The sequence below is a fragment of the Methylobacterium sp. Leaf399 genome (genome assembly GCF_001424525.1).
Lineage (GTDB): Bacteria > Pseudomonadota > Alphaproteobacteria > Rhizobiales > Beijerinckiaceae > Methylobacterium.
Genome location: NZ_LMQK01000030.1, coordinates 189,531 through 215,215 on the forward strand (window position 1 = coordinate 189,531; position 25,685 = coordinate 215,215).

A 25,685-nucleotide genomic window follows, 5' to 3' on the forward strand; every position below is an offset into this window, starting at 1 on the left:
ACGCGTTTCACCGGCCCCATCGAGCGGGCGACGTCTCGTACGGAGGCCATTTGATGGCTTCGCCATGCGGATGTCGGTCATCCTCAGGCGCGGCGCGGGCGCCGTGATACGGCTGCCGCTGGCATCGGGCGGAAACCGGATCAGGTCTCGGCGACGACTCTCCCGACGTGTCGCTTGCGCTCGCGCCGGTCGGATCGAGCCGGTCCGACGCTCCGGACGTCCTGCGAACAGGCGGGCGGGGCCGGCAGCCTCAGGCCGCCGCCACCATCGACATCGTCCGAATGATCTCCGCGACCTGGCTCACCGGCTGCGGCCGGCTGAAGAGGTAGCCTTGCAGCTCCTGGCATCCGGCCTGGCAGAGGAGGGTCTTCTGCTCCACCGTCTCGACGCCCTCGGCCACCACGTCCATCCGCAGGGACTGGCCCAGACGGATGACGGCCTTGACAATGGCGAGGCCGTCCTCGCTCTCGACCACGTCGCGGATGAAGCTGCGGTCGATCTTGATCTTGTCGAAGGGAAACCGGCGCAGGTAGCTCAGCGACGAGAATCCGGTTCCGAAATCGTCCATGGCGATGCGTACCCCGAGGGCACGCAGGGCGTGGAGGGTCGCCAGGGTGGCGTCGGAATCCTGCATCATCAACGATTCGGTGATCTCGAGATCGAGCCGCGTCGGCGGCAGTCCCGACCGGCGCAGGGCGCCTTCGACGTCGGCGACGAGATCGCGGTACTGGAACTGCAGGGGCGAGAGGTTGACGGCGACCTTGACGCCTACCGGCCAGGCGACGGCGTCGCGGCAGGCCTGTTCGAGGACCCAGCGGCCGATGTCCGGAATCAGTCCGGCCTCCTCCGCCAGGGGGATGAAGTCGCCGGGCGGCACCACGCCCCGCTCGGGATGGTGCCAGCGCAGCAGCGCCTCGAAGGCGACCACGGCGCCGGATCGCGCGTTCACCAGCGGCTGGTAGTGCAGCAGGAACTGACCGTCCGCGATGGCGACGCGCAGGTCGAGTTCCATCGTGCGCCGGCCCTGCACGCGGGCTTCCATCTCGGGTGCGAAGAACCGGTAGGTGCCGCGGCCCTCGCCCTTGGCGGCATAGAGGGCGAGGTCGGCGTTCTTGAGGAGTTCGTCGGGGGTCTCGCTCCCGTCCACGGTCTGGGCGATGCCGATGCTGACGCCGATGGCGATGTGGTGGCCCTCGATATGGACGGGCTGGCTCAGGGTCGCGATGATCCGTTCGGCCAGCGCGCCGGCGTCCGCCCCCGGCGCATCGCCCCCCAGGACCACGGCGAACTCGTCGCCGCCGAGCCGGATCACCATGCCGGCGTCGCCGGTGGTCCCGACGAGCCGTGTCGCGGTCTCGCGCAGGAGCGCGTCCCCGACGGGATGGCCGAGGGTGTCGTTCACCGACTTGAAGCGGTCGAGGTCGAGGCACAGGACCGAGACCCGGGCGGGATGCCGGACGGCGGCGACCTCAGATTGGAGGTGCTCGCGAAACAGGATGCGGTTGGGCAGCCCGGTCAGGGCATCGTGGCGGACCATCCGGTGCAGGCGGGCTTCGGTGCGCTGGCGCTCGGTGATGTCGTCGTAGGTGACGACGCGGCCGCCGCCGGCCATCGCCTCCTGCGAGACCTCGATGGTGCGTCCGTCCGCGAGCCGGCAATGATACGTGCCCGATCCCGCCTCGGGCCGGTGCGAGGTGGCCCGGCGCTCGGGCAACGCCGCCGCGAGGCTCGCCAGCACGTCCTCGCCGTCGAACATTTCCGAGAAGCGGCGGTTCTGGACCAGGAGCCGGTCGTCGCCGTCGTACATGCGCAGGCCCAGGGTCATGTGGTCGAGGGCGGTCTCGAACCGGGCGTTCTGCGAGGCGATCTCGACGTCGTGGCTCGAGGCCTGCTGGGCCATCAGCATTTCGATGAAGCCGATCTTCTCGGCGATGCTGCGCTGCATGGTGGCGAGCGCGGTGAGCAGCAGCCCGGTTTCGTCCGATCTGGCGCCGTCGATGCGGTTGTCGAGCTTGCCCCCGGCGATGGCGGTGGCGATCCCCACCGCCTGGCGGATCGAGGGAACGATCGCCCGGCTCAGCAGCAGGGTGATGAGGAAGGCCGCCACGATCGACCCGGCCATGGCGACGAAGGTCTTCAGCCGGGTCTCCGCCACCAGGGCCTCGGCGGATTGCCGGAGCCGGAAGCCGTCGCTGGCGTAGACCCCGACCGCGCTGTCGAAGGTCCGCTCGATGGCCTCGAAGTCGCGGCGCCCGGGCGATGCCCCGGAGTCCCGCAAGGTCGCCTGAAGCTCGGACACCGCGGCCTGGAGTTGCCGGGCGAGGGCCGCCCCGCGTTCGGACATCGCCCGTTCGCGGGCGACGTCCAGCGCGTCGAGGGTCGATTGCAGTTGGTCGACGAACACCGCCGTGTTGGTCCCGCCCACCGCGATCTCGCGCGAGATGCCGAGGATGATCGCCTGCGCCGAGCGCAGGTAGCTCATCGACTGGAAGGCGTTGTCATAGATGCCGAGTGCGGCGGCGTTCAGCTTGGACTGGGAGTTCTGGGCGAGGAACCCGACGAAGATCGTCACCAGGGTGAGGCTGATGCAGCCGAAAAAGATCTTTGTCCGGATCGACATGATCCACGCTGTCGTCACACTCTCGACTCCATCCGTTCCGCGCCCTGACGCACCGTCCACTCGCGACGCCAGGCCTCGTCGTGCCCACCGTCGGTTCGCGTCCGCGGACGCACAGGTCCACCCGCCGACCCGCCGTTCGCCAGGGGAGCCGATCGCGGATCCGGCCGGCGCGCACGCGAAACCCGTATCGTACCCCTAAGGTTGCAATACAACTTCAAAGAGCGGAGGCCACGGCCGATGGCCATGGCCGGGCGAGGCCGGCCGTGATCGGGCCGGCGACGCGCTCGCCGCGCGGGACGAGGCAACGCGATCCGGCCCGACGAGACCTCGTGGGCCAAATACCTGCACGCCCTCCTCGGGGGCGGCAAGCCTCTCGCGGTTCATTTCAAGGGCGGGCAGGCGATTTTCGCGGCGCGGGCCGTCATCGGGCATCGGCGGCGGCGAGGCGGACCGCGTCGCGGTGGATGCGGTCGGCCATGGCGCGCACGCCGTTGGAGCGCTGCGGCGTCAGGTGCTCGGCCAAGCCCAGTTCCGTGTAGAGCGCGAAGGCGTCGGTGGCGGCGGCCTCCGACGGGGTCTTGCCGTCGAACAGCGCCACCATCAGGGCCACGAGCCCACGCACGATGTGGGCGTCGCTGTCGCCCCTCACCGACAGGCGGGGTGGCGAGGCCGAACGATCGACCCCGAGGTCGAGCCAGACCTGGCTGGCGCAACCGTGGACCTTGTTGCTTTCGGTCTGCAGATCCTCGCCGCCCGGCGGCAGCGCCCGGCCGAGCTCGATCACGTAGCGATAGCGCTCTTCCCAATCCTCGATGAAGGCAAAATTCTCGACGATGGTCGCGATGGGGGGAAGCATGACGGGCGACACCGATTGTCGACGGGAACGGGGCCGGTCGCGCCGGCGTCCCGGCGCATATAGGCGGCATCGTCGGCGAGGCGAACCCCGTTGCGATGAGGCCCGGCGCCTCAGGCCCTTCCGAAGCGTCTCGGCAGGTTCACGATGGCCGCTTTTGCGAAAGCTGCCTAGTCCGGCACGATCCGGGTGAGCACCTCCGGCAATTGCAGCTCCAGCGGCTCGTCCGGGCCGACCGGGCCGCGCACCGCGATCTCGGCCTGGGCGGCATAGGCGGCGATCAGCCGTGGCCCTAGGTTCGGCACGGCTCCGGCCGCACTCCCGCCCGCGCCGTTGCGCGAGGCGATGGAGAGGCGCACCGGCGCGCCGGCCGCCGCATCGATGCGGATCGTGATGGCGCAGGCCACCGAATCGGCGGTGGTGTCGAGGCATTCGGCCACGACTTCGGCCACGATCATGCCCAGGGCGTTGGCGGTGCGCGGCTCCACAAGCGTGGTGCCCGTCCCGTCGATGGTGACGCCGATGCGCCCGGCCCGCCGCAGCTGCCCGAGGCCGGAGGCGAGGCGGTGGAGATAGTCGCGCAGGTCGATGGAGGCGATGTGGGGGGCCTCGTGCAGGTGCTGCTGCACCAGGGCGATCGCCCTCACCCGCTGCCCGAGGGCCTCGAAGCTGCCGCGGCAGGCGGGGGGGGCGGCGCGGCCGTAGAGGCCGATCAGGCTCACCATCACCTGCAGGTTGTTGCGCACCCGGTGGTAGACCTCCGCCAGGAGCGTCTCCTTCTCGACCAGGGCCGCTTCCGCATGCGCCTCGGCGTTCTTGCGGTCGGTGATGTCGAAGCAGGTCCCGAGGTAGCCGGCGAAATGTCCGTCGTGCTCGATCGGCCGGGCGGTGTCGAGGAGCCAGCGATAGGCGCCGTCGTGGCGGCGCAGGCGGAACTCGGCGGTGAACGATTCCCGCAGGGTGAAGGCCTCTGCCACGAGGGCGAGGAAGGCCGGCGCGTCGTCGGGGTGGATGTTGCGGCGCCAGCCGTGGCCGGCCTCGTCATCGGCGGACCGCCCGGTGAACCGTAGCCAGCTCTCGTTGTGATGGACGGCACGGCCCTCCGTGTCCGAGCGCCACATCATCAACGGCACGTCGTTCGCGAATTGCCGGAAGGCGTCACCCACAAGGCTCTCCGAGGCCATGCCGGTCGCCGATGTGTCCGCACTCATTCTCAATCCGATCCGCCCGTCGCATGCCGCCCGTGTTCAGAGACTCCCGACGGCGGTTCAACGTGTCCCGGATGGCGCCGTTCCAGGCCCGCGCCGGTGACGGACACGGCACAGGTTCCAGGGCGGCGGGCGGTCCGTCGCGGCGGGATGTCCCCACCGGGACGGGGCTGGTTCGCGGGGAGGGTCATGGGCGAGCGCCAGTGGTTCCGACTCCGGGTCGCCGGGCGCCGATCGAAGGCGTCGCCGACCCCGTTTCGGGCGCCTACCTCGCCCAGGTGCCCGCCGTGCGCAACCCCGGGGTCGTGGGCGACGCCTATCCCAGGGCACCGGCGATGGCGGTGACGATGCGCGGATCATTGGGCTCGACGAAGGAGGGATAGGCGCCGAGGATGTCGCCGTCGCGGCCGATCAGATATTTGTGGAAGTTCCAGTTGGGGACCGTGCCCGGCTTCTCGGCCGCCGCCCAGCGATAGAACGGATGCGCTTTGGGGCCCCGCACATGGGTCTTCGACACGACGGGGAAGGTGACGCCGTGGTTGGCGCGGGCGGCCTCCGCGATGGCCATCCCGTCCAGGGGCTCCTGGTTGCCGAAATCGGGCGAGGGCACCGCGATGACGGTGAGCCCCCTGTCGCCGAACCGGGTCCACAGGGCCTGGAGACCCGAGAACTGCCCGGCATAGCCGCAGGAGGTGGCGGTGTTGACGATCAGGATCGGCTTGCCGGCGTGAGCCGACAGGGGGAGCGTGCCGCCCTCCGGCCTGTCGAAGCCGAAGCTGGCGGCGGTCTCCCCGGCCGCGCGGACGGGGCCGGCGGCGAGGCAAAAGCCGAGGAGGAGGAGCGCCTGGCGGCGGGGAATCGACGGCGAGGAGAACGACGCTGAGGACGACATGGACGCTCCATAGCTGGCAAAGCCGGCGGCCGTTGCCGCCACGGCATCGACCAGCAAGATAGGCCATCGGGGCGGAGCCGCCATCGTAGCGTCGCCGCAGGGGGAACCTTTCCGACGGGGTCGGCTTGTGCGTGAGCCATTCACGAACAACGGGATCAGACACACGCCATGCGCAACCTGCTGCTGGGAACGACCCTCCTCGTCGCGAGCACGACGCTGGCCCTCGGCCAGGCGCCCACTGCGCAGGCCCCGGCGCCGGCCGCCCCCGCGACGCTCGCCAACGACCTGCGTCCCACCTTCGTCGCCCAGGCCGCGACGGACAGGGTGACCTCGAAGCTGATCGGCCTGACGATCCAGAACGGCGCCAACGAGACCATCGGAGAGATCGCCGACATCGTCCTCGACGAGTCGAGCACGATCAAGGCCTGGATCGTGGGCGTCGGCGGCTTCCTCGGCATCGGCACGAAGTACGTCGCCATCGACCCGAGCGCCCTCAAGCTCACGCGCGTCGACGACAAGACGATGAAGGCGTCCATCGAGACGACGAAGGACCAGATCCGCGCGGCACCGGAATACATCTATCTCGGCGCCGCCAAACCGAACGAGGCCAAGCCCGCGGCTAGCGACGTCAAGCCCGCGGCCGGCGACGGCAAGCCCGTGACGACCGACGCCAAGCCGGCCGCCGCCGACATGCCCGCCACCACCGAGACCAAGCCCAACTGACAAGCCGATCAACATGGGATGCGGGGCGAATCGGGGTGACCCGCACCGCCCCGCGAGCCCGCATGTGTCTGCCGACCGTCCCTCTGGCGGCCCGAATCGGCCCGACACCGTCAGTAAGGTTCAGTCCCGACTGGCCAAGGCTTCGCGCACGGTGGACGCCACCGCGTCCGCCCGCGGATCGGGGGCCACGAACATCGCGCGCGGGGCGATTCCCGCGGCTTCGCACCACGCCGTGTCGGTGAGGTCGCTGGCGAAGACGATGCGCAGGTCCGGCCGCAGGGCGCGTGCCTCGACGGCGAGCTTGGCCGAGCAGAGCTCGCCCTGAAGCGTCACGTCGGTGACGAGGACGTCGACGGGAAGGCCAAGCGCCAGGACGGTCATCGCATCGACGCCGCAGTCGACCGTGGTCGCGGTGTAGCCCGCCCGCCTGATCTGGCAGGCGACCTCGTCGCGCCAGTGCTTCTGCCGTCCCGCGATCAGGACCTGGACCCCGTAGGCGCCGCCCTGGTTGCCAGAGGCCGGCCGGGAAATGGTTCGCGGCGAAACGGATCGCGGCATGGAAACGTCCCGGGCGTTCTGCGACATCCGCGTGCTCGTCACCTCGTTCGCGTTGCGTTGCAGCATGCTACGTCACGATGCATTCATGAGACAAGCCTGCGAGGCGCCGCGAAACGGAACCCGCATGGTGAATTCTTGAGCAGCCTCCCGCGTTCCACCGGTTGACGCGCGAACCCGAGGCGGGGCAACTCCGGCCGCGCCAGCCACCGCCAGAATCGCCGCGTGGCGAACAGCCGGAGTCGCTCCACGATGTCGTCAGGCAAAGCCGTTCCCGTCTCGCCCCTGGCCCCCGAGACGATCCCCGACCTGCCGGCCCTCGACGGCGTCGGGATCGCCACGGCGCAGGCCGGCATCCGTTATGCCGGGCGCACCGACGTGCTCTACCTCTCGCTGGCCGAGGGCACGCAGGCGGCGGGCGTCTTCACCCGCTCGAAATGCCCCTCGGCACCGGTGGACTGGTGCCGCGCCGCTCTCGAGAGCCCCGGCGCCCGCGCCCTGGTGGTCAACTCGGGCAACGCCAACGCCTTCACCGGCGCCCTCGGCCGCGATGCGGTGGTGCTCACCGCCGCCATCGCCGCGCGCGCCGCCGGCTGCCGGCCCGAGGACGTGTTCATCGCCTCCACCGGCGTCATCGGCGAGCCGCTGGACGCCAACAAGTTCGAGGGAGTGCTGGCCGATTGCGCCGGCCGCACCGAGGCCGGCTCTGCCGCCTGGGCGGCGGCGGCGCAGGCGATCATGACCACCGACACCTTCCCCAAGCTCGCCACCCGCCGCGCCGAGATCGACGGGGTCAGCGTCACCATCAACGGCATCGCCAAGGGGGCGGGCATGATCGCCCCCGACATGGCGACGATGCTCGCCTTCGCCTTCACCGACGCGGCGCTGCCGCAGGCGGTGCTGCAGGCGCTGCTCTCGGCCGGTACCGCCAGGAGCTTCAATTGCGTCACGGTGGACGGCGACACCTCCACCTCCGACACGCTGATGCTGTTCGCCACCGCCAAAGCCGGCAACCCGGCGGTCGCTGATGCCGCCGACCCGCGCCTGTCCGGCTTCAAGGCGGCCCTCGACGACCTCCTCATCGAGCTCGCCCAGCTCGTGGCCAAGGACGGCGAGGGCGCGCGCAAGTTCGTCACCGTCGAGGTCGGCGGTGCCGCGGACGACGCCTCCGCCCACCGGATCGCGATGTCGATCGCCAACTCGCCCCTGGTCAAGACCGCCATCGCCGGCGAGGACGCCAACTGGGGCCGGGTCGTCATGGCGGTGGGCAAGGCCGGCGAGCCCGCCGACCGCGACCGGCTCTCGATCTGGTTCGGCGACATCCGCGTCGCCCACCAGGGCGCGCGCGATCCGGCCTACAGCGAGGAGGCCGCCAGCGCGGTGATGCAGGAGCCCGACGTGACCGTGCGGGTCGACATCGGCCTGGGCGACGGCACGGCCCGCGTGTGGACCTGCGACCTCACCTCCGGCTACATCGCCATCAACGGGGACTACCGGTCGTGAGCGTCTTCGTGAGCGTCGTGGCATGAGGCTCCTCCTCGTCGTCGCGGTGGCCCTCGTCGACACGGACGGCCGGGTGCTGCTGGCGCAGCGCCCGCCGGGCAAGCAGCTCGCCGGGCTCTGGGAGTTCCCCGGCGGCAAGGTCGAGGCCAACGAGCGGCCGGAGGACACGCTGATCCGCGAACTGTCCGAAGAGCTCGGGATCACGGTCGCCGAGCCGTGCCTGGCGCCGCTGACCTTCGCGAGCCACGCCTATCCCGATTTCCACCTGCTGATGCCGCTCTACGTCTGCCGGCGCTGGGAGGGTACGCCCGCCCCCCTCGAAGGCCAGGCCCTGGCCTGGGTGCGCCCGCGCGACCTCAGGGACAAGCCGATGCCTCCGGCCGACGCGCCGCTGATCCCGTTCTTGGTGGATCTGCTGGGACCGTAAGGTGAGGACGACCGCCGAGTGCCACGGCAGGGTGCCGCGCATCAAACAGGTGCCGACGAACGGTGGCGCCCCCATCGTGACCGCCTTCCTCGACCGACGTCGGAGACGCCTCCCGTGAAGTCGCGGTACGATGCGGAGACGGACGCGCTGTCCGTGCGCTTCGCCGACGCTCCCGTCGTGGAGAGCGAGGAAGTGCGGCCAGGCCTCGTGCTGGATTTCGACGCCACCGGGCGGATCGTGGCCGTCGAGATCCTCGACGCGTCGGAGCATTTGGCCATCGGTGCCGCCCTCGAGCATTTCGCGGCAGCTAGAAGGCCGTTCCGCTCTGCGATGAGGCAATCGATCCGGTCTCAGGGAAAGACGTAGAGCATCGCCTCACCCCCTCGCGACCTCCTCGATGGCGTCGACCCGGCTGGGATAGAAGGCGAGGTGGTCCTTGATCGCGGCGACCTCCGCCTTGGGGTCCTCGTAGCTCCAGACCACGTCGGGCCGGAGCGTGCCGTCGACGGTCACCGCGTAGTAGCTGGCGTCGCCCTTGTGGGGGCAGTGGGTGCGGGTGGCGGTCCTGGTGAACAGCTCCCAGCGCACGTCGGCCCGCGGGATGTAGAGCACCGGGCTCGACCGGCCCTCCACCAGCCGCAGGGCGGCGTCCGATTCCGCCAGGACGATACCGCCGAGGGTGACGCGGACGCGGCTCGGGTTCGGGGCGATGCTGATGGCGCTCATGGCTCTCTCGACGGGTCGGTGACGGGGATGTGTTCGGTGGTGCCGAGCGCGTCGGCGAGGCGGGTGCGGGCGCTGCCGGGCCTGAGCGGCTTCTGCTGGCTGTCGTGCGGGGCCCATCCCGAGACCCAGACGATCTCGAAGCTCGCCCGCAGCCGCCCGTCCGCATCCGCGAACCGCTCGGCGTAGAGGGCGGCTGCGCGCAGGAGGGTGGCGCGGCGCAGCGGCGTGCGGCGGCGCTCGGTGAGGGCGTTGGTCATCCCCATCGCCCTCAGGTCGCGCATCAGGGCGAAGGGATCGGCGTAGCGAACGGTGACGAGGTCGGCATCGGTGACGGGAAGGGCAAAGCCCGCCCGCTGCAGCAACCCGCCGATCGCGCGCACGTCGGCGAAGGGCGCCACCCGCGGGCTGACCCCGCCTTCGAGCTCGGCCTCGGCCTCGCCGAAGACCTGGCGCAGCTCGGTGAGGCTGCGCCCGCCCAGGAGGCAGCCGACGAAGAGCCCGTCCGGCTTCAGGGCCCGGCGCAACTGCACCAGCGCGCCGGGCAGGTCGTTGACCTGATGCAGGGCCAGAAGCGACACCGCGAGGTCGAAGCGGCCGGGCGCCAGCGGCAGCGCCTCGGGGTCGCCCACCGCCGCGAGGTCGCCCGAACCGTCCGCGACCGGGGCGATCCGCACCACCGTCCCGGCCCGGCCGGAGGCACGCAGCCGCACCGCGGCGGCGGGGGTCGGCGTGGCGAGGTCCACCGCGAGGTCGAAGCGGCGCAGCACCGCGCCGAGCCGGTCGTCGAGATCCTCCGCCGCGCGGTCCACGAGAAAGCCGGCATAGCCCCCACGGTGCGCGCGGATCAGGCGAGCGCGGATCAACGCGGTGTCGAACAGGGGCGGCGGGACGGACATGATCCTCTTACATGGAGCGGCGGCGGCGGGCGGCCAGCCTCGCCGCGGTGGCGATACCACCAGGAACGATCGCACGAACGACGGCGTTCTTTCATCCGTCGATCCAGCAGTGGGACATCGTCACATGACATCCACGATCATCAGACACACGGTCCTGGGGTTTGCCATGGTCCTCGCCGTCCTCGGAGCCGCGCCGGAGGCACAGGCCAAGGGCTGCATCAAGGGCGCCATCGTCGGTGGCGTCGCCGGCCACATGGCCGGCCACGGCGTGATGGGTGCCGTCGCCGGCTGCGCCGTCGGCCGCCACCAGGCCAATAAGCAGAACAAGCAGACCACCACGCGCTGACCGAGCGCGACCCGCCCCGGCGGAACTCGCTCCCGCCGGGGCGCCGGCTTGCCAATGCATGCGTGCCGGGTAGGATCGCGGTCGTGCCGCGGACGAGCCTCGATGCCCACCGCCCTCCGTCATCTGCGTTCGGGCCTCGCGACCGCCTGGACCGCGACCCTCGGCATCGTCTATCCGCCGACCTGCGTCGGTTGCGGCGGCGCCACCGCCGATCCCCACGCCCTGTGCCCGTCGTGCTGGTCTCGGCTGCGGCTGATCGAGGAGCCGGTCTGCCCGCGCCTGGGCACGCCCTTCCCCGTGGATCTCGGCGTCGGCCCTCTCCTGTCGCCGCGGGCCATCGCCGACCCACCGGTATTCGACCGGGCGCGGGCGGTGGCGATCCACGACGACGTCGCCCGCCGGCTCGTCCACCGCCTGAAGTACGAGGACCGCCTCGACCTCGCCGCCGCCATGGCCGGCATGATGGCGCGGGCGGGCGCGCAGCTGCTGGCGGAGGCCGACGCGGTCGTGCCGGTGCCGCTCCATCGCCTGCGCCTGTGGCGGCGGCGCTTCAACCAGGCCGCCCTCCTCGCGCGTCCGTTGGCGCGTCGGCACGGGCTCGCCTACGATCCCGCCTGCCTCGCCCGCGTCCGTGCGACCCGCTCGCAGGTCGGCCTGAGCCGCACGGCGCGGGCGGCCAACCTCCAGGGGGCCTTCGCGATCCCCAAGGACGCCAGGGCCCGGCTCCAGGGCCGGAGAATCCTCCTGATCGACGACGTCAGCACCACCGGCGCCACCGCCAATGCCGCCGCCCGCGCCCTGATCCGCGGCGGGGCGGAGGCGGTCGACCTCCTCACCTTCGCCCTGGTTCCGGGCGGGGCCGACTAGAGATCGTCGCAAGCTCGCAGAGACACCCGAGAAACATCGGCGTGGTCGATGGGGGGTGCCAGCGGACGACCGGGCTCGCGCGTTCCACGTGGAACACCCGTCCGGCCACCGGCATGGCCGGAACCGCCGGGGACCGCACCGCGATGGAACGGAGGACGCCATGGCCCGTCTCGTGAGCCGCATCCTCGGGGCGGGTGCCGAGGGAACGCGAGCGATCGGCTCGCGGCCCCGCAGCGTCGGCGCCCAGCTCGCCCTGCTCGTGGTGCTGACGGTGGTCGTCACGCATGTGCTCATCGCGGCGGCCTTCTTCCTGATGGGGCCGGCGAGCTTTGCCGGGGGCGACACCCCGGGCGGCAACACCAACCGGTTCGCCGTCATCCTGCGCATGATCGAGGCGACGCCCGAGGACAGGCGGCGGGCGATCTTCACCCTCGCCAAGGAGGTCGAGCCGGCCCTCGCCCTGACCTGGGAAGAGAGGACGGGGGAGGACGATCCGGCGGCGCAAGGGTCGCCGGCCTCGACGAACCATCCGCAGGGGCCGCGGCTGCTGCAGATCCTGGGGCCGGGCTATCGCCTCGTGCCGATGCCGTGGCGCGCCGGCGACGGCACCGAGGCCGGGCGCGTGGCGGTGGTCACCCCCGCCGGCCTGCACATCTCGGCCACCCTGCCCTTCCGCCTGGGGCCGCTGCCGACGCGATGGGGACCGGCGCTGGCCACGACCATCTTCCTCGCGATCATGCTGGTGGTGCTGTCGCTCTGGGCGGCCCGCGCCCTAGCGGCTCCCCTCAGGCGGCTGGCGGAGGCCGCCGAGGCCTTCGGCAACGTCGACGATTCCACCCCCCTGCCCGAGCGCGGGCCGGCGGAGGTGCTCACCGTCTCGCGGGCGCTCGGGCGGATGCGCGACCGCGTCAAGCGGCTCATCGACGACCGCACCCGGATGCTCGCCGCCATCAGCCACGACCTGCGGACCCCGATCACCCGGATGCGCCTGCGCGCGGAGTTCATCGAGGACGACCACGCCCGCGCCATGACCCTGCGCGACCTCGACCAGATGAACGCGCTGGTGGAGGCCGCCCTCTCCTACGTGCGCGACGGCCGCACCGACGAGCGCATGGGCACCCTCGACCTCGCCGCCCTGGTCCAGACCGTCTGCGACGGCTTCGCGGACGTGGGCGCCGACGTCGAGGCCGAGACCCTGCGCCACGTCCTCGTCAACGGCCGCTCGGACGACCTCTGCCGGGCGCTCACCAACCTCGTCGACAACGCCGTCAAGTACGGCGGGCGGGTGCGGGTGGGGATGTCGGCGACGGCGACGGGGGCGAGCGTATCGATCGCCGACGAGGGGCCGGGCATCCCGCCCGAGGAGCATGCGGCGATGCTGCGTCCCTTCGTGCGCGGCGACCGGGCGCGCAACCTCGACGGCACGCCCGGCTTCGGGCTCGGCCTGTCGATCGCGGTCGCGATCGCGGAGGCGCACGGCGGCAGCCTCGACCTGTCCGCCCGCGCGCCGCACGGCCTCGTGGCCACCCTCCACCTGCCGCGGGCCGGCGGGATGGCGCGGGTGGCCGAAGCGCCCTCCCCCCGGGTCGGCGAGGCGGCGGCGGCCGGGGCGTGAGCCGGGCCCGGGCACGGTCCAGCCCCGCACAAGCGTCTCGCCCTATCCCGGCTGCGATCTTGAACGTCCCACCAGGGAGACAGCAGCCTTGAGCGTCCTCGTCGGCCTCGTCATCGCGATCGGTTCCATGCTCGGCGGCTTCGTCGCCATGGGCGGCCACCTGATCGTCATCTGGCAACCCTGGGAATACGTCATCATCTGCGGCATGGCCGCGGGCACCTTCGTCATCGCCAACCCGATGAAGACGGTGGTGGATTCCGGGCGCGCCTCCCTGGAGGCCCTCACCGGCAAGGTGCCCAAGCGCAAGGACTACCTCGCCCTGCTCGGGCTCCTGCACGCGCTGATGCGCGAGCTCAAGAACAAGCCCCGCAACGAAGTCGAGCCCCACCTCGACGACCCCGCCAATTCCGAGCTGTTCAAGGCCTATCCCGACGTCGCCAAGAACATCGACCTGGTGATGTTCATCTGCGACTACGCCCGCCTGATCCTGATCGGCAACGCCCGCTCCCACGAGATCGAGGCCCTGATGGACGAGGAGATCGGCAGCCAGCGCCGCGACGCGCTCAAGCCCTACGGCGCCATCACCACCGTGGCCGAGGCGCTGCCGGCGCTCGGCATCGTCGCGGCGGTGCTCGGCATCGTGAAGGCCATGGGGGCGCTGGACCAGTCGCCGCAGATCCTCGGCGGCCTCATCGGCGCGGCGCTGGTGGGCACCTTCGTCGGCATCTTCCTGTCCTACGGCATGCTCGCGCCCTTCGCGATCAAGGTGAAGACCACCCGCGAGAAGCAGGGCCGCGTCTACGTCATCGTCAAGCAGAGCCTGCTCGCCTACATGAACGGCGCCGTGCCGCAGATCGCGGTGGAGCACGGCCGCAAGGGCATCTCGTCGGGCGACCGGCCCACCATCGACGAGGTCGAGAACGCGACCGTCACCGGCGGAGCCCAGCGGGAGGCCGCATGACCGATCGACCGACCATCGAGCCGGGGCGCATCGAACCGGGGCGCATCGACCTCAAGACCCGCCTCAAGGAGGCGGGCGACCTCTCCCTCGAACGGCTGCCGATGCTGGCGGTGGTGTTCGACCGCCTCACCAGCGCCTGCACCGACAACCTCAAGCACCTCGTCGCCTCCTCGGTGTTCTTCTCGTTCAGCGGCGTGCGCAGCGGCCCCTTCGGCGAGATGCTCGACGCCTACGAGGACAACGCGGTGGCGGGCATCTTCCACGCCGCCGAGTGGGACAGCCACATCCTGGTGGCCCTCGACCGCGACTTCATCTTCACGATGGTCGAGGCCCTGTTCGGCTCGGACGGCGGCGAACCGCCGGTGGAGGACGAGCGGCCGTTCTCGGCGATCGAACTGCGGCTGGCCAACCTCGTGTTCGAGCAGATCGGCAAGGCGCTGGAATCCTCGTTCTCCCTGGTCTCGGCCACGACCTTCCGCATGGAGCGCGCCGAGACCCGGATGGAGTTCGCGGTGATCGGCGGGCGCACCAACAAGGCCGTCGAGGCCAAGTTCATGATCCAGTCCCTCAACCGGGGCGGCGAGATGTGCGTGCTGTTTCCGCAATCGGTGCTCAACCCGATGCGGCCGAGCCTGTCCAAGGTCCTCACCGGCGAGTCCGCCGCCCGCGACCCGCACTGGACCCGGCAGATGGCGGCGGAGGTCCAGAAGGCGCAGGTCACCCTGCGGGCGGTGCTCGAGGAGCGCACCCTGACGCTGGGCGAGATCGCCGACCTCAAGGTCGGCCAGGTGATCGGCCTCGACGCCACCCCGAGCACGCGGGTGATGCTCGAGGGCAACGACAGGCCGCTGTTCTGGTGCCATATGGGGCAGGCGCAGGGGTCCTACGTCCTGCGCGTCGACGAGGCCATTGCGCAGGGAAAGGAAGCCACCGAAGATGACCCCGCTCGTTGACACCGTCCTGCTGCTGGCCCTGATCGCGACGAGCGCCTGCGTGGTGCCGATGTATCTCAAGCTCAAGCGCCTCGACCGGACGCAGGCCGAGTACGGCCGCATCTTCGCCCAGTCGGGCCAAGCGCTCCACAGCGCCGGCGAGGCGGTGCGCGGCTTCAGCACCGAGGGTCGCGAGATCCTCGAGGCGCTGACCGTGAAGATCGACGAGGCCCGCCGGACCCTGTCCGACCTCGAGGAGAGCCGCCGGCGCCTGACCTCGGAGGCCGCCACCTCCCGGGACGGCCACGCCCGCGGGGGCTAGACCCCTCCCGCGCCCCCTCACCCGTCCCGCCTAGACCCCACACGACAACCCCCCAGAGCGGCCGATGACCGACAGCCCCTTCGACCGAGCCGGCACCGCCCCCCCGGGTGCAGCGCCGGCCTTCCCGAACATCCCGCCGGCCGCCACGGGCGAGCCGCGGGTCGGCGACGGCCGCAACCTCGATTCGATCCTACGCATCCCGGTCCTGATCCAGGTGGTGCTCGGCTCGGCGACCATGCCGGTGGCCGACCTGATGAAGCTCGGCCGCGGCGCCATCGTCCCCCTCGACCACCGGGTCGGCGAGCCGGTGGACATCACCGTCAACGGCCGGGTCGTGGCCCGCGGCGAGATCGTGGTGGTGGAGGAGGACAATTCCCGCTTCGGCGTGTCGCTGACCGAGATCGTCGGCCCGGCCGACGCCGGCCAGAACGGCTGAGGCGGGACACGCGGCGATGGCCACTCTTCCCGCCAAGGTCGAAGCCGGCAGCAGCAAGGGCGGCCTGCGCCAGCTCAACGCGGTCGACGAGGTCGCGGCCCTGCTGCTGGCCATGGGCAAGCCGGCCGCGGGCCGCCTGCTCAAGTACTTCGAGCCCGACGAGATCCGCCTCATCACCCGCTCCGCGACCCAGCTCGGCGCGGTGAGCTCGGTGCAGATCGACAGCATCGTCGACACGTTCTCGGGCGAGTTCTCGGCCGGCGGCAGCCTGATCGGCACCCTGCAGGAGGTCGAGAAGCTCCTGACCGGGCTCCTGCCGGCCGACCAGCTCTCCGACATCCTGGCCGACCTGCGCGGCGACGTCACCCGCTCGGTCTGGGAGCGGATGTCGGGCGTGTCCGAGAGCGTGCTGGCGAGCTACCTCGTCAAGGAGCACCCGCAGACGGCGGCCCTCGTGCTGTCGCGGATCAAGCCGGCGGCGGCCGCCAAGGTGATGGCCCACCTGCCCGAGGCCCTGCGCAACACGATCATGCGCCGGATGCTCACCTTCAAGCCCGTGGTCGACGAGATCCGCCAGACCATCGAGAAGGCGCTGCTGGAGGATTTCCTCATCAACGGCTCGCGCAACTCCGGCGCCGACACCCACGCCAAGATGGCCGACATCATCAACAAGATGGAGCGCAACCAGATCGACGCCGTGCTCACGAGCCTCGGCGAGACGCAGCCCAAATCCGTGGAGATCCTCAAGGGCCTGCTCTTCACCTTCGACGACATCGCCCGCCTGGCGCCCCGCGCCCGCACGACGCTGTTCGACGTGGTGCCGAGCGACCGCCTGATCCTCGCCCTGAAGGGCACCGACGCGGAGTTCCGCACCGTGGTCCTCAGCGCGCTCTCCGCCCGCGTGCGCCGCATGGTCGAGCACGAGCTGAACGGCGGCGAGCCGGCCGCGCAGAAGGACGTGCTGGAGGCGCGCCGCAGCATCACCGACCTCGCCATGGAGATGGCCGGGCGCGGCGAGATCGAGATCAACGCGGGAGGGGAGGTTGAGGAGCTCGTCCGCTGAAGGATCGGCTCCGGCCCGCCGTGTCCCGACGCCAGCCCTGACCGCCAGGCCGGATCCCGTCCGTGTCGGATGACAGCGATCCGGAGAGCAAGACCGAGGCGGCGAGCGAGCGCAAGATCCGCGACGCCGTCGAGAAGGGCAACGTGCCGTTCTCGCGCGAGGCCCCCATCTTCGCCTCGATCCTGGGCCTCCTCATCGCCCTGAGCTTCGTCGTGCGCGACGGCATCGGCCCGCTGGTGCGGGAGATGCTGCCGCTGTTCGACCATCCCCGCGGATTCACCCTGGAGAACAGCCAGGACGCGGCGATGCTGTTCCAGGCCACCGCCTTCGCGGTGGCGAAGTTCCTGATCCCGATCCTGGCGATCCTGGCCGTGTGCGGCCTGTCCGCTTCCCTCCTCCAGAACGTTCCGAGCCTGGTGGGCGAGCGCATCCGCCCGCAATGGTCGCGGATCTCACTGGCCAAGGGCTGGGGACGGATCTTCGGAAAGGAAGGGCAGGTCGAGTTCCTGAAATCGGTCCTTAAATTCTTATCGGTTTCTCTGATCGCCCTGCTCCTCCTGCGCTCGGAGGGCAACAAAGCCATGAATGCCATGTTCTCCGATCCGAGCCAGATCCCCGACCTGATCCTGACGGTGGCGATCCGCCTGATCTCGGTGGTGAGCATCGCCACCATCGTGATCGTGGCCGCCGACCTGGTGTGGTCGCGCCTGCGCTGGCAGAAGTCCCTGCGGATGTCCCACCAGGACCTCAAGGACGAGCACAAGCAGAGCGAGGGCGACCCCCTCGTCAAGAGCCGCCTGCGCTCGCTGGCCCAGGACCGCTCGCGCAAGCGCATGCTCGCCGACGTGAAGACGGCCACCGTCGTCATCGCCAACCCGACCCACTACGCCATCGCGCTTCGCTACAACCGCGAGGAGCAGCCCGCCCCCCTCGTGCTGGCCAAGGGCAAGGACCTGCTGGCCCTGCGCATCCGCGAAATCGCCGAGGCGAACGGCGTTCCGGTGGTGGAAGACAAGCCTCTCGCAAGGTCCCTGTACGACAGTGTCGAGGTCGATCAGATGATCCCGGCGGAGTTCTACAGCGCAGTGGCCCAGATCCTGTTCTTCCTGTTCGCAAGGAACCGCTCATGACCGCAGCTTCCCGCTGGGCCGCCGGCGATTCGACCCGAGGCCGTTCCGCCCGTGACGGGGACGCCCACGACGTCGGCTGCGCCACCGAGGACGTGATGGGCGCGGCCGAGCGCGTGTTCGCCACCGCCATCCGGGACTTCATCGCCGAACTCTGCCTCCTCGACGGCGGGATCCTGATCGGCTGGGTCAAGGGCGAGCGCCACGGCAACATCGCCGACCTCGTCGCCTCCTCGGCCGAACCGTTCTTCAAGGAGGCGACCATCGCCTACGCCGACGGAGCCGACATCCGGTTCGACTGGGGCCGTTCCCTCACCGTCGTCCTCGACATGGAGTTCGTGACCAAACCCGTGACGGTGTTCTTCAAGCTCATCCTCGACGGCGTCTACGTCGGCGTCGCGATCCAGCGCATCCTGGCCGACCAGCCCCCGACGACGTTCAACCTCGATGGGTTCGCCACCGCGCTGGCCGATGCGAGGCTGCGTCCGAACGCCGCCTGACCACCCCGGGAGACGGCGGGTCCTCGCGCGCCGCGCTCCGCGCCGCAGGCGGGTCGCGACACGATCCTATGTTAATGACGCGGTGGAATGCAAAATCCATTGACCGTCCAACCGCCGACCGACAAAGGTAGGCGGCAGGATCGAATCGTGGACCGGACAGGTGAGCGGATGATCAGCCGCCGACCGATAAGATTTCCAGACGTGCAAGGATTAAATCGGGGCGGACCTGTTCTGTCTTCGAGCCGGAGAGACGCGCTCGTCTGACCGGATCGATTTTGACGGAACATCCGAGCCGCGAATCCGATCCACGCCGCGATCACCGATTGTGGACGCGATCCTCCGGCGCCGGGGGCGCCCGGCGATCCAGGGAGGTCGTGGGAAAGGGGGGTCGATCCGGCCACGCGACGCCCACCGACAGACGGTCGAGAAGAACCGGAGAGGTCCCGCGATGTACATACTGGTCGACGCGCGCGAGTCGGTGAACGCCGCGTACAAGGCCAGGTTCGACCAGGAAGGGATTTCCTCGCTCGGGCTGGCGCCCGACGAGTTCACCCACTGGTTCCAGGCCTCATCGCGCAGCGACCGCGAGGCGATCCAGGGCTTCCTGCTGGGCGACTTCGAGGACCGCGCCAAATGCGCGAGCGCGATCCGCCGGCTGTCGCGGGCCCCCATCATCGCCCTGTCCGACGTGCGCAGCCTCGACGACACCCTCGTCCTGTTCGATGCCGGCATCGACGACGTGCTGCCCAAGCCCGTCCACGTCCGCGAGATCCTGGCCCGGTCCGAGGCGATCTGGCGGCGGGTGAACGGGGGCGCGCCGCAGCCGGGCGAGGCGCCCCCCGCCCCCGACCGCCTCAGGGTCTATTTCGACGGCCGCGACCCGGAGATCGACGGGGTCGTGCTGGCCCTGCCGCGGCGCGAACGCCACATCCTCGAATGCCTGGTGCGCAACAAGGGCCGCCGCATGACGAAGTCGCAGATCTACAACGTGGTCTACGGTGTCTACAGCAACGGGGTCGAGGAGAGCGTCATCGAGGGGCACGTGAGCAAGCTGCGCAAGAAGCTGAGCACGCGCCTGGGCTACGACCCGATCGAGGCCAAGCGCTTCATCGGCTACACCTTTAACGGCTGAACCGCCCTACTTGCAGAAACCGCGGGCGTTGGGCGTCCACTGGCCGAAGCCCGTGGCGACCATGTTGGCGATCACCCGGCAGACGTACTGCTTCTGGGCCGGGTTGTTGTTGGGGCCGGCGTGATAGCGGGCCACCGCCAGCGTCCAGCTCCCCTCCCGCGCCTTGAGCTCCTTGAGGAAGACCGAGGCGTATTCCACGTTCTGGCGCGGATCGATCATGCTCTCCAGCGAGGCGAACTTCGCCCGATGGTAGTGGTGGTTGATCTGCATGCAGCCCAGATCGACCAGCTTGATGCCGCCGGTGCGCGCCTGGGCGAGGCGCGACACCACATCGGCGGCGTTGGCGCCGAAATAGGCCTTGCCGGCGATGTTCATCGCATAGGGCTGCAGCGAGCCGCGGTTGCCGCTCTCGGTGAGGCCGACCGCGTAGAGCACGCCCAGCGGCACCCCGTGCTTGGCCGAGGCGCTCGCCATCTCGCGCTCGCAGACGTTGGTGGCCGCGGCCGGAGCCGCGAAACTAGAGATAGCGGCCGCTACGGCCAGGACCGGCAGACGTGGCGTCATCGCTCTGGGACTCCCCTCGGTGGGCGGACCGTTCGGTCTCGCGCGGATCGGACTGGCGGCGGCCGGACTGGCCCGGCGCGGCATCGCCGCCCCTGCCGCCCTGCGCCGCGGCATCGGCCCCGCCGCCGTGCCGGGCGGCGTCGCCGGATGCGGTGTCGGGGCGGCCCGAGCCGATGGTGACGACGTCGGGCTGGTAGCCGGCGCTGCGCAGCACCTCGCGCAGCGCGCCGTCGTCGCTGCGCAGGAGCGCCGCCGTCTCCTCGCGGCTGGCGTGCAGGCTCACCTCGAGGGCGTCACCGCGCAGGCGCATCCGCACCACGACGGTGCCCATGTCGTCCGGCCGCAGCTGGATCGTCAGAATGCGCAAGGGCCCGTCGAGGCCACTCGCCGCGCCGGCGGTCGCGGCGGGCGCATGCAGCCGTCCGGCCTCGGCGACCACCGCGTCCGCGACCTGACGCGCCGGATCGGCCGCCGCCGGCATCGCCACGGCCGGCATCGCCAGCGCCGCCACGGGCGTGACCGGCTGGGCCCCCTCGCGTCGGCCCTCGGCGGAGACGCCCGGCTGCGGCACGTCGCCGATGGGCGAGGACGCAAACGACACCGGCGACATCCGGCTCGCCGCGCCGGATGGGGCGGTGTCGGACGCAGCGGCCTCCGCCTCGGGCTCCGCCACAGCGCGAGTGAGGATCGGCTGCGGGCGCGCCGGGACGACCACCGGGGCCGGAGCCTGAGCGGGCGGCGACGGGGAGAGGGAGCCGGCCGGGGCAGGCGCTTGGGCAGAAACTTGGGCAGGCGCTTGGGCAGCCGCTTGGACAGGCGGCGGGACGGGGCGTCCGCCATCGGCGGCGACCGGCGGCGAGGAGGCGACCGGCGGAGCGATCGAGGCGGTGGCGGCCGGAGGAACCGGCGTCACGGAGGGGGCGGATCCGGGCAGGGCTGCGGATGGCGGGGTCGGGGCGATCGCGTCGGGCACGGCGGATGGCACGGCGGCGGAGGGAGCCGCTTGCACCGCCGCGGTCACGGCCACGCGCGGGCGCTCGACTCCGGGCGGGGCGACGATGGGCTCGCCATCGGCCTTCGAGGCAGCGGGTTCGACATGGATCGCGGCGGCCTCAGGCGGGGCGTCGACGACCGCCTTGGAAACGGTGAGGGCAGCAGCGGGGGGAGACCCGGCAGCCGTAGCGGGCGGCGCCACGGCGGTCGGGGCCGCCTGCCGCGCGGCCTCCCCGACCGCATCGGACGCGGTAGGCCGTTCCGCCATGGCGGGATCACGCGGAACGGGCACGGCCACCGGCCGATGCTCGGTCACGGTCGGGTCAGCCACGGCAGGCGGCGCGGCAGCCGTGGCAGATGGCGCGGAAGCCACGGCAAGAGACGCGGCAGCCGTGGCAGGCGGCGCCACCGGAACCGGGGCGGCCTGCGGCCGACCGTCGAGCGAGACGGGCCGCTCGGCCTCGATCGCGCGAGCCGGAGAACCGGACGCGATCTCGGCCGCGAGGGAGCGGTCGGTTCCGGCCTGGGGGAGCATGGGAGTTGGATCGGACACCGGGGCGACCGGCGCCACACCGGCCGGAATGGCGCTCGCCAGCGGACCGGGACCGGCCGGGGGTGCGTTCGCGGGACGCGCTGTGGCGGTCGGGGCGACATCCACTGGCGGGCGGGCAGAGTCCGGGGTGGCCGTGACGGCAGCTGACCGCTCGTGGCTGTCGGGATCGACGCCGGGCGCAGGCGGCGTGCCCGTCGCGCCCGGACCGCGCCGTGCTTGAATGCCAGAGGGCTCGGCCGGCGCGGGAGCGCCGGTGGAGGGCGTTCCGGCCGGCGCCGGCGGCTCGCCGTCCGCAACGGCGCGCGCGACGACGGGCATCTCGGAGGCGGCCGGTCCCGGGACCGGCGTCGAGGATACCGGCCCGTCGAGCGGGGAGCGCACCGTGGCGACGGCTTCGGTCGCGACGGGCGGGAGCGAAGCCGCGGCGGTGTCGGACGTGGACGGCATCGAGAGCCGGGACGGCGCGGCGGCCTCATCGCCCGCGACCCGGTCCGCCCCAGCGCGCGCGACCACGGGAGCCTCGCCGGGGCCGGTCGGAGCGGACCGGCCGGCGGCGGTCCCGACGCCCGGAATGGCAACGGTCGCCAGGGCGGCGGCCGGCCGCGGTGTCGCCGGGGCCGCGCCCGGCACGATGGCGGTCTCGGGCCGCGCGGGGGCCGGAGCGGCCACGCCGGAGGTGGGCGCGGAAGTGGGCACGGTCGGGACGGGTCCGGCCGGCGGTGTCGCCGGCAGCGTGCCCAAGAGGCTGACGGGATGCGGCTTGACCGGGGCGAAATGGGTCTCCTGGGCGATCACCGTCACCTGCAGCCGCCCGGCCGGGACCGGGGCGCCGGGAAAGGCCGGCATCGCCCGGTCGGCGGAACGCCCGACGACACTGCGGTCGGCCGCGCCGGGGGTGACCCCGCCGGCGGCAGGCGCGGCAGCGGGCAGCGCCCTGGCGATCCAGGTCGCGATGGATTCGGGGTGGGCCCCGGCCGGCCCTGTCCGGGCCGCCGGCGCGGCGCCTGCCGACTCCAGCGCCGCCAGGATGGTCAGGGCCGAGGCGGCATCGCCCGTGGTCGAGGGGATGGACGGTGGCGCCTCGGACTCGGCCGGTGCGGGCGACGCCTTGGCCTCCCGCTCCGGGTCGCCCGTCACCGCCTCCCCGGCCAGGGACCCGAGCAGGGTTCCGAACGCGGCCGCCGCATCGTCATCGCGGCCGGGCCGGCCGGACGCAGCCTCGACGGCCGGACGCAGGGAAGCGAGAGTCGCGCCGAGGGTGTTCACCGGTCACTCCTGGTCATCAACGCGTCGATCTGCCCGATCGCCCCCTGGGCACGGGCGATGGCGGGTGTGGTGGGAAGGGACCGCTTGGCCGCCGGGGCCGCCTCCGGCGGCTTGGCCCCGAGCGCGGGGACCGAGCGGATCTGCGCGGCCATGGCCAGCGCGGAATCGAGCAGCGCCGCGTCGGCCTCCGCCAGGACCGAGCGGTCGGTCGCGCGCAGGGTCTCGAGGCTGGCCTCGAACTGGCCGTCGACGGCCACCAGCGCCGCCGCGCGGTAGAGCCGCGCGCGCACCGACCAGGCCGAGGCCGCGTCCACCAGGGTGATCGCCCGCTCGGCGGCGAAGACCGCCGTCGCGGTCTTGCCCTGGTCGAGCCCGGCACGGGCCACCAGGAGGTAGAGGTCGCGCCGGCCCTCCGGCTCGATCTCGTCGAGCATCGCCTGGAGCTTGGCGAAGCGGGCGCCGTCGCTGGCGAAGTCGAGGCGGGTCAGGGCGGCGGCGAAGCGCTGGCGGAAGTTGCCGGCGTAGACCGAGTGCCGGAACCGGCGCAGGTACTGGATCGACAGGGCCTCGAACCTGGCGAGGTCTCCCACATGGGCGAGCACGAAGATCTCGCGGCGCAGGGCGCCCTCCTCCACGAGGGTGCCGGGCGCGATGAGACGGGCGAGATCGAGGAGCCGGATCGACTGGGCCGGGTCGTCGCGCGCCGCCAGCGCCGCCTGGGCGAGGGCGAGCTGGGCGCCCAGGCCCACCGGCACGGCGTTCGGGTCGAACTTGGCGAGCAGCGTGCGCGCCTCCTTCTCGCGGCCTTCGAGATAGGCGAGCGCCCCGAGGACCAGGGGCGTCTCCCCCTCCCCGACCTTGCCCGAGCCCATCACCTGGCGCAGCAGGCCGGGGCCGCCGCCGCTCAGGGCGAAGGTCACCGCCGCGCGGATGTTGACCGCCTCGGCCCAGACCTCTGGGGGAAGGGCGACCATGCGCTCCTCGGCGTGCTGCATCAGGGCGCGCTGGCCGTGGAAGGCCTGGGTCTGCCCCTGCGCGATCCGGTCCTGCAGCAGCTGGAGGGTGCGCACGAGTTCGACCGGCACCGTGTAGGGCACGATCGGCAACGGCGCGATGGGCGCCGACCTTACCGAGCCGCCCCCGTGCGAATCGCCGCCGTGGGACTCCGCCGCCACGGCCGATGTCGCGCAGAGGGACAGGACGACGGTCGCGGCGAGGAGGCGACGCGGGCGCGCACTCACTCGGGCCGCCCCCGCAGCAGGATCTCGATGCGGCGGTTCTCGGCCGCCTTGGGGTCGGCCGGGTTGCGCGGCAGGCGGTCGGCGTAGCCCTCGATCCGCTCCAGCCGGGCATCGGCGACGCCGCCGCGCACGAGCATGTAGGACGCCATCTGGGCGCGGGCGGAGGACAGGCGCCAGTTGTCGTAGGTTTCCGACCGGAACGGGCGCGCGTCGGTATGGCCGCGTACCACGATGCGGCCGGGCCGATCCTTGAGGATCCCGGCGATCCGCTCCAGGGCCTTGACGACCTTGGCCTGCGGCTCGGCCGAGCCGACCCCGAACATGCTGAAGTTCGCCTCGTCGGTGAGGCTGATCAGGATGCCCTCGCCGGTGCGCCGCACCTCGGTGCGCGGCGCCGGGCTGGCGGTGCCCAGGCTCGCCAGGGCCTTGGCGATCTCGTCCTTGATCTGCGCCGCGGCCAGGGTCTCGGCGGCCTCGGCCGCATCCCTGGCCCGGTCGGCGGCGAGGGGGGCGGCCTTGGAGAGAGCAGGCTTGACGGGCTCGGCCCTGACCGGTTCGGCCTTGACCGGTTCGGCCTTGGCGGGCTCGAGGGCCGTCTCGCGCTTGACCTCGGGGGCGGCCGCCGGCGGAGCGGCCACCATCTCTGCGACCGCCGCCGGTTCGGCCGGCGCGACCGTGGTGGCGGCCTTGACGGGAGGCGTGACGGGGGCGGTCCGAAGCGGGTTGACCGAACGGGCGTCGAGGCGGCCGTCCTGGGGCAGCGGCGCCACGGTGTTGGGCGCGCCGGGCGCTTCGGCGCGCATCTTGGCCACCGGCGCCACCTGCCAGTAGAGCGGATCGAACGGGTCGCGCGCGGCCTCGCCGCCGTTGATGCCGGGCTGACCGGCCTCGGTGATGACGCCGTCGGCGGAATCGTTCCGGTCGGGGTCGGCCTCGGCGGCGAGCTTGGCCAGCACCGCGTAGGGGTCCTGGAACAGGGCGGCCTCCCGGGCGCGACTTCCCGGCCCGCCCTTGGCGTCGCCCTTCGCGTCGCCCTTGGCGCCTTCCCCCTTACCCGTATCGCCCTTGCCACCCTCCATCTTGCCGAGTTCGCCCTCGCTCGGGGCCTCGCCGGGGGTGTTGGTCGGGTCGCGCAGGCCGCGACGGTCGAAGGTGACGTCGGCGAGCTTGACCGGGTTGAAGTACTCGGCGATCGCGGTCTTCGTCTCCTTGGTGGTGGAGCCGATCAGCCACAGCACCAGGAACAGCGCCATCATCGCGGTCATGAAGTCGGCGAGCGCGATCTTCCAGGCGCCGCCGTGGTGCCCCTCCTCCTCGTCGCCGCGACGCTTGACGATGATGATCTCGTGGACGCCCTCGGCCAT

General features: G+C 71.7%; 26 protein-coding genes. 15 read left to right on the top strand and 11 right to left on the bottom strand.

The window, feature by feature from the left end:
• Positions 1–250: 250 nt before the first annotated feature.
• The 4 genes from ASG40_RS14250 to ASG40_RS14265 form a co-directional block, all read right to left on the bottom strand.
• Positions 251–2,620, bottom strand: a complete 2,370-nt coding sequence (locus tag ASG40_RS14250) for a putative bifunctional diguanylate cyclase/phosphodiesterase (RefSeq protein ID WP_055886933.1) — start codon at positions 2,618–2,620, stop codon at positions 251–253.
• A 421-nt stretch (positions 2,621–3,041) separates the two neighbouring features.
• Complete coding sequence (locus ASG40_RS14255; RefSeq protein WP_055886935.1) at positions 3,042–3,476, bottom strand: SufE family protein; 435 nt, start codon at positions 3,474–3,476, stop codon at positions 3,042–3,044.
• A gap of 167 nt (positions 3,477–3,643) precedes the next feature.
• Positions 3,644–4,684: a sensor histidine kinase gene (locus ASG40_RS14260; protein ID WP_055886936.1), complete on the bottom strand. Its 1,041-nt coding sequence runs from the start codon at positions 4,682–4,684 to the stop codon at positions 3,644–3,646.
• Between the two features lie 313 nt (positions 4,685–4,997).
• Complete coding sequence (locus tag ASG40_RS14265; protein WP_055887420.1) at positions 4,998–5,573, bottom strand: glutathione peroxidase; 576 nt, start codon at positions 5,571–5,573, stop codon at positions 4,998–5,000.
• Positions 5,574–5,741: 168 nt separating this feature from the next.
• Between ASG40_RS14265 and ASG40_RS14270 the strand changes: the two genes are divergently transcribed.
• On the top strand, positions 5,742–6,296 hold the full coding sequence (locus tag ASG40_RS14270) for a PRC-barrel domain-containing protein (protein ID WP_055886938.1): 555 nt from the start codon (positions 5,742–5,744) through the stop codon (positions 6,294–6,296).
• Between the two features lie 120 nt (positions 6,297–6,416).
• Here the strand turns inward: ASG40_RS14270 and ASG40_RS14275 are convergent, their stop codons facing one another.
• Positions 6,417–6,854, bottom strand: a complete 438-nt coding sequence (locus ASG40_RS14275) for a hypothetical protein (RefSeq protein ID WP_055887424.1) — start codon at positions 6,852–6,854, stop codon at positions 6,417–6,419.
• 249 nt (positions 6,855–7,103) lie between these two features.
• Here ASG40_RS14275 and argJ point away from each other — a divergent pair, with 249 nt between their 5' ends.
• The 3 genes from argJ (at position 7,104) to ASG40_RS14290 (ending at position 9,147) form a co-directional block, all read left to right on the top strand.
• Positions 7,104–8,354 carry a bifunctional glutamate N-acetyltransferase/amino-acid acetyltransferase ArgJ gene (gene argJ / locus ASG40_RS14280; RefSeq protein ID WP_055886941.1) on the top strand — a complete coding sequence of 417 codons (1,251 nt, stop codon included), beginning with the start codon at positions 7,104–7,106 and terminating at the stop codon, positions 8,352–8,354.
• Positions 8,355–8,376: 22 nt separating this feature from the next.
• Positions 8,377–8,781, top strand: coding sequence for a (deoxy)nucleoside triphosphate pyrophosphohydrolase (locus ASG40_RS14285; RefSeq protein WP_055886943.1), 405 nt, complete (start codon positions 8,377–8,379; stop codon positions 8,779–8,781).
• A 114-nt stretch (positions 8,782–8,895) separates the two neighbouring features.
• Positions 8,896–9,147 carry a DUF2283 domain-containing protein gene (locus tag ASG40_RS14290; RefSeq protein ID WP_055886945.1) on the top strand — a complete coding sequence of 84 codons (252 nt, stop codon included), beginning with the start codon at positions 8,896–8,898 and terminating at the stop codon, positions 9,145–9,147.
• A gap of 9 nt (positions 9,148–9,156) precedes the next feature.
• Here ASG40_RS14290 and ASG40_RS14295 read toward each other — a convergent pair whose 3' ends face one another.
• Positions 9,157–9,507 (bottom strand): DUF427 domain-containing protein, encoded by a 351-nt coding sequence (locus ASG40_RS14295; protein WP_055886947.1) that lies wholly within the window; start codon positions 9,505–9,507, stop codon positions 9,157–9,159.
• On the bottom strand, positions 9,504–10,403 hold the full coding sequence (locus ASG40_RS14300) for a methyltransferase domain-containing protein (RefSeq protein ID WP_055886949.1): 900 nt from the start codon (positions 10,401–10,403) through the stop codon (positions 9,504–9,506). The genes ASG40_RS14295 and ASG40_RS14300 overlap by 4 nt, the downstream gene beginning before the upstream one ends.
• A gap of 124 nt (positions 10,404–10,527) precedes the next feature.
• Between ASG40_RS14300 and ASG40_RS14305 the strand changes: the two genes are divergently transcribed.
• The 11 genes from ASG40_RS14305 to ASG40_RS14355 all read left to right on the top strand — a co-directional run bounded on the left by ASG40_RS14305 (position 10,528) and on the right by ASG40_RS14355 (position 19,704).
• A complete protein-coding gene (locus tag ASG40_RS14305; protein ID WP_055886951.1) occupies positions 10,528–10,749 on the top strand; it encodes a hypothetical protein in 222 nt (73 codons plus the stop codon).
• Positions 10,750–10,851: 102 nt separating this feature from the next.
• On the top strand, positions 10,852–11,616 hold the full coding sequence (locus tag ASG40_RS14310; RefSeq protein WP_055886953.1) for a ComF family protein: 765 nt from the start codon (positions 10,852–10,854) through the stop codon (positions 11,614–11,616).
• A gap of 160 nt (positions 11,617–11,776) precedes the next feature.
• Complete coding sequence (locus ASG40_RS14315; RefSeq protein WP_082524081.1) at positions 11,777–13,231, top strand: ATP-binding protein; 1,455 nt, start codon at positions 11,777–11,779, stop codon at positions 13,229–13,231.
• 88 nt (positions 13,232–13,319) lie between these two features.
• The gene (motA, locus tag ASG40_RS14320) at positions 13,320–14,192 is read left to right on the top strand and encodes a flagellar motor stator protein MotA (protein WP_055886956.1); all 873 of its coding nucleotides are present in this window, start codon (positions 13,320–13,322) and stop codon (positions 14,190–14,192) included.
• Positions 14,189–15,145: a flagellar motor switch protein FliM gene (locus tag ASG40_RS14325; protein WP_055886958.1), complete on the top strand. Its 957-nt coding sequence runs from the start codon at positions 14,189–14,191 to the stop codon at positions 15,143–15,145. The genes motA and ASG40_RS14325 overlap by 4 nt, the downstream gene beginning before the upstream one ends.
• Positions 15,129–15,446 (top strand): hypothetical protein, encoded by a 318-nt coding sequence (locus tag ASG40_RS14330; RefSeq protein ID WP_055886960.1) that lies wholly within the window; start codon positions 15,129–15,131, stop codon positions 15,444–15,446. The genes ASG40_RS14325 and ASG40_RS14330 overlap by 17 nt, the downstream gene beginning before the upstream one ends.
• Positions 15,447–15,510: 64 nt before the next feature.
• Positions 15,511–15,882: a flagellar motor switch protein FliN gene (gene fliN / locus ASG40_RS14335; RefSeq protein ID WP_055886962.1), complete on the top strand. Its 372-nt coding sequence runs from the start codon at positions 15,511–15,513 to the stop codon at positions 15,880–15,882.
• 16 nt (positions 15,883–15,898) lie between these two features.
• Entirely contained in the window at positions 15,899–16,945 is a 1,047-nt protein-coding gene (locus tag ASG40_RS14340) for a flagellar motor switch protein FliG (protein WP_055886965.1), read from the top strand.
• Between the two features lie 62 nt (positions 16,946–17,007).
• Complete coding sequence (flhB, locus tag ASG40_RS14345; RefSeq protein WP_055886968.1) at positions 17,008–18,075, top strand: flagellar biosynthesis protein FlhB; 1,068 nt, start codon at positions 17,008–17,010, stop codon at positions 18,073–18,075.
• On the top strand, positions 18,072–18,572 hold the full coding sequence (locus ASG40_RS14350; RefSeq protein WP_244472344.1) for a hypothetical protein: 501 nt from the start codon (positions 18,072–18,074) through the stop codon (positions 18,570–18,572). Before flhB ends, ASG40_RS14350 begins: the two co-directional genes overlap by 4 nt.
• A gap of 448 nt (positions 18,573–19,020) precedes the next feature.
• Positions 19,021–19,704, top strand: coding sequence for a response regulator transcription factor (locus ASG40_RS14355; RefSeq protein ID WP_055886971.1), 684 nt, complete (start codon positions 19,021–19,023; stop codon positions 19,702–19,704).
• 6 nt (positions 19,705–19,710) lie between these two features.
• Here the strand turns inward: ASG40_RS14355 and ASG40_RS14360 are convergent, their stop codons facing one another.
• From ASG40_RS14360 to ASG40_RS14375, 4 genes are read right to left on the bottom strand one after another with little or no spacing between them, the layout of a single operon-like run.
• Complete coding sequence (locus ASG40_RS14360; RefSeq protein ID WP_055886974.1) at positions 19,711–20,268, bottom strand: transglycosylase SLT domain-containing protein; 558 nt, start codon at positions 20,266–20,268, stop codon at positions 19,711–19,713.
• A complete protein-coding gene (locus tag ASG40_RS14365) occupies positions 20,222–23,080 on the bottom strand; it encodes a flagellar hook-length control protein FliK (RefSeq protein WP_055886977.1) in 2,859 nt (952 codons plus the stop codon). The genes ASG40_RS14360 and ASG40_RS14365 overlap by 47 nt, the downstream gene beginning before the upstream one ends.
• Positions 23,077–24,321, bottom strand: a complete 1,245-nt coding sequence (locus ASG40_RS14370) for a chemotaxis protein MotC (protein WP_082494473.1) — start codon at positions 24,319–24,321, stop codon at positions 23,077–23,079. Before ASG40_RS14370 ends, ASG40_RS14365 begins: the two co-directional genes overlap by 4 nt.
• A complete protein-coding gene (locus ASG40_RS14375) occupies positions 24,318–25,685 on the bottom strand; it encodes a MotB family protein (protein ID WP_055886980.1) in 1,368 nt (455 codons plus the stop codon). Before ASG40_RS14375 ends, ASG40_RS14370 begins: the two co-directional genes overlap by 4 nt.

Bases quoted from the DNA above. Each gene is read 5' to 3' on its own strand.
- ASG40_RS14250 (WP_055886933.1), bottom strand. From the start codon at position 2,620: ATGTCGATCCGGACAAAGATCTTTTTCGGCTGCATCAGCCTCACCCTG.
- ASG40_RS14255 (WP_055886935.1), bottom strand. From the start codon at position 3,476: ATGCTTCCCCCCATCGCGACCATCGTCGAGAATTTTGCCTTCATCGAG.
- ASG40_RS14260 (WP_055886936.1), bottom strand. From the start codon at position 4,684: ATGAGTGCGGACACATCGGCGACCGGCATGGCCTCGGAGAGCCTTGTG.
- ASG40_RS14265 (WP_055887420.1), bottom strand. From the start codon at position 5,573: ATGTCGTCCTCAGCGTCGTTCTCCTCGCCGTCGATTCCCCGCCGCCAG.
- ASG40_RS14270 (WP_055886938.1), top strand. From the start codon at position 5,742: ATGCGCAACCTGCTGCTGGGAACGACCCTCCTCGTCGCGAGCACGACG.
- ASG40_RS14275 (WP_055887424.1), bottom strand. From the start codon at position 6,854: ATGCCGCGATCCGTTTCGCCGCGAACCATTTCCCGGCCGGCCTCTGGC.
- argJ (WP_055886941.1), top strand. From the start codon at position 7,104: ATGTCGTCAGGCAAAGCCGTTCCCGTCTCGCCCCTGGCCCCCGAGACG.
- ASG40_RS14285 (WP_055886943.1), top strand. From the start codon at position 8,377: ATGAGGCTCCTCCTCGTCGTCGCGGTGGCCCTCGTCGACACGGACGGC.
- ASG40_RS14295 (WP_055886947.1), bottom strand. From the start codon at position 9,507: ATGAGCGCCATCAGCATCGCCCCGAACCCGAGCCGCGTCCGCGTCACC.
- ASG40_RS14300 (WP_055886949.1), bottom strand. From the start codon at position 10,403: ATGTCCGTCCCGCCGCCCCTGTTCGACACCGCGTTGATCCGCGCTCGC.
- ASG40_RS14305 (WP_055886951.1), top strand. From the start codon at position 10,528: ATGACATCCACGATCATCAGACACACGGTCCTGGGGTTTGCCATGGTC.
- ASG40_RS14310 (WP_055886953.1), top strand. From the start codon at position 10,852: ATGCCCACCGCCCTCCGTCATCTGCGTTCGGGCCTCGCGACCGCCTGG.
- ASG40_RS14315 (WP_082524081.1), top strand. From the start codon at position 11,777: ATGGCCCGTCTCGTGAGCCGCATCCTCGGGGCGGGTGCCGAGGGAACG.
- ASG40_RS14325 (WP_055886958.1), top strand. From the start codon at position 14,189: ATGACCGATCGACCGACCATCGAGCCGGGGCGCATCGAACCGGGGCGC.
- ASG40_RS14330 (WP_055886960.1), top strand. From the start codon at position 15,129: ATGACCCCGCTCGTTGACACCGTCCTGCTGCTGGCCCTGATCGCGACG.
- fliN (WP_055886962.1), top strand. From the start codon at position 15,511: ATGACCGACAGCCCCTTCGACCGAGCCGGCACCGCCCCCCCGGGTGCA.
- ASG40_RS14340 (WP_055886965.1), top strand. From the start codon at position 15,899: ATGGCCACTCTTCCCGCCAAGGTCGAAGCCGGCAGCAGCAAGGGCGGC.
- ASG40_RS14350 (WP_244472344.1), top strand. From the start codon at position 18,072: ATGACCGCAGCTTCCCGCTGGGCCGCCGGCGATTCGACCCGAGGCCGT.
- ASG40_RS14355 (WP_055886971.1), top strand. From the start codon at position 19,021: ATGTACATACTGGTCGACGCGCGCGAGTCGGTGAACGCCGCGTACAAG.
- ASG40_RS14360 (WP_055886974.1), bottom strand. From the start codon at position 20,268: ATGACGCCACGTCTGCCGGTCCTGGCCGTAGCGGCCGCTATCTCTAGT.
- ASG40_RS14375 (WP_055886980.1), bottom strand. From the start codon at position 25,685: ATGGCCGAGGGCGTCCACGAGATCATCATCGTCAAGCGTCGCGGCGAC.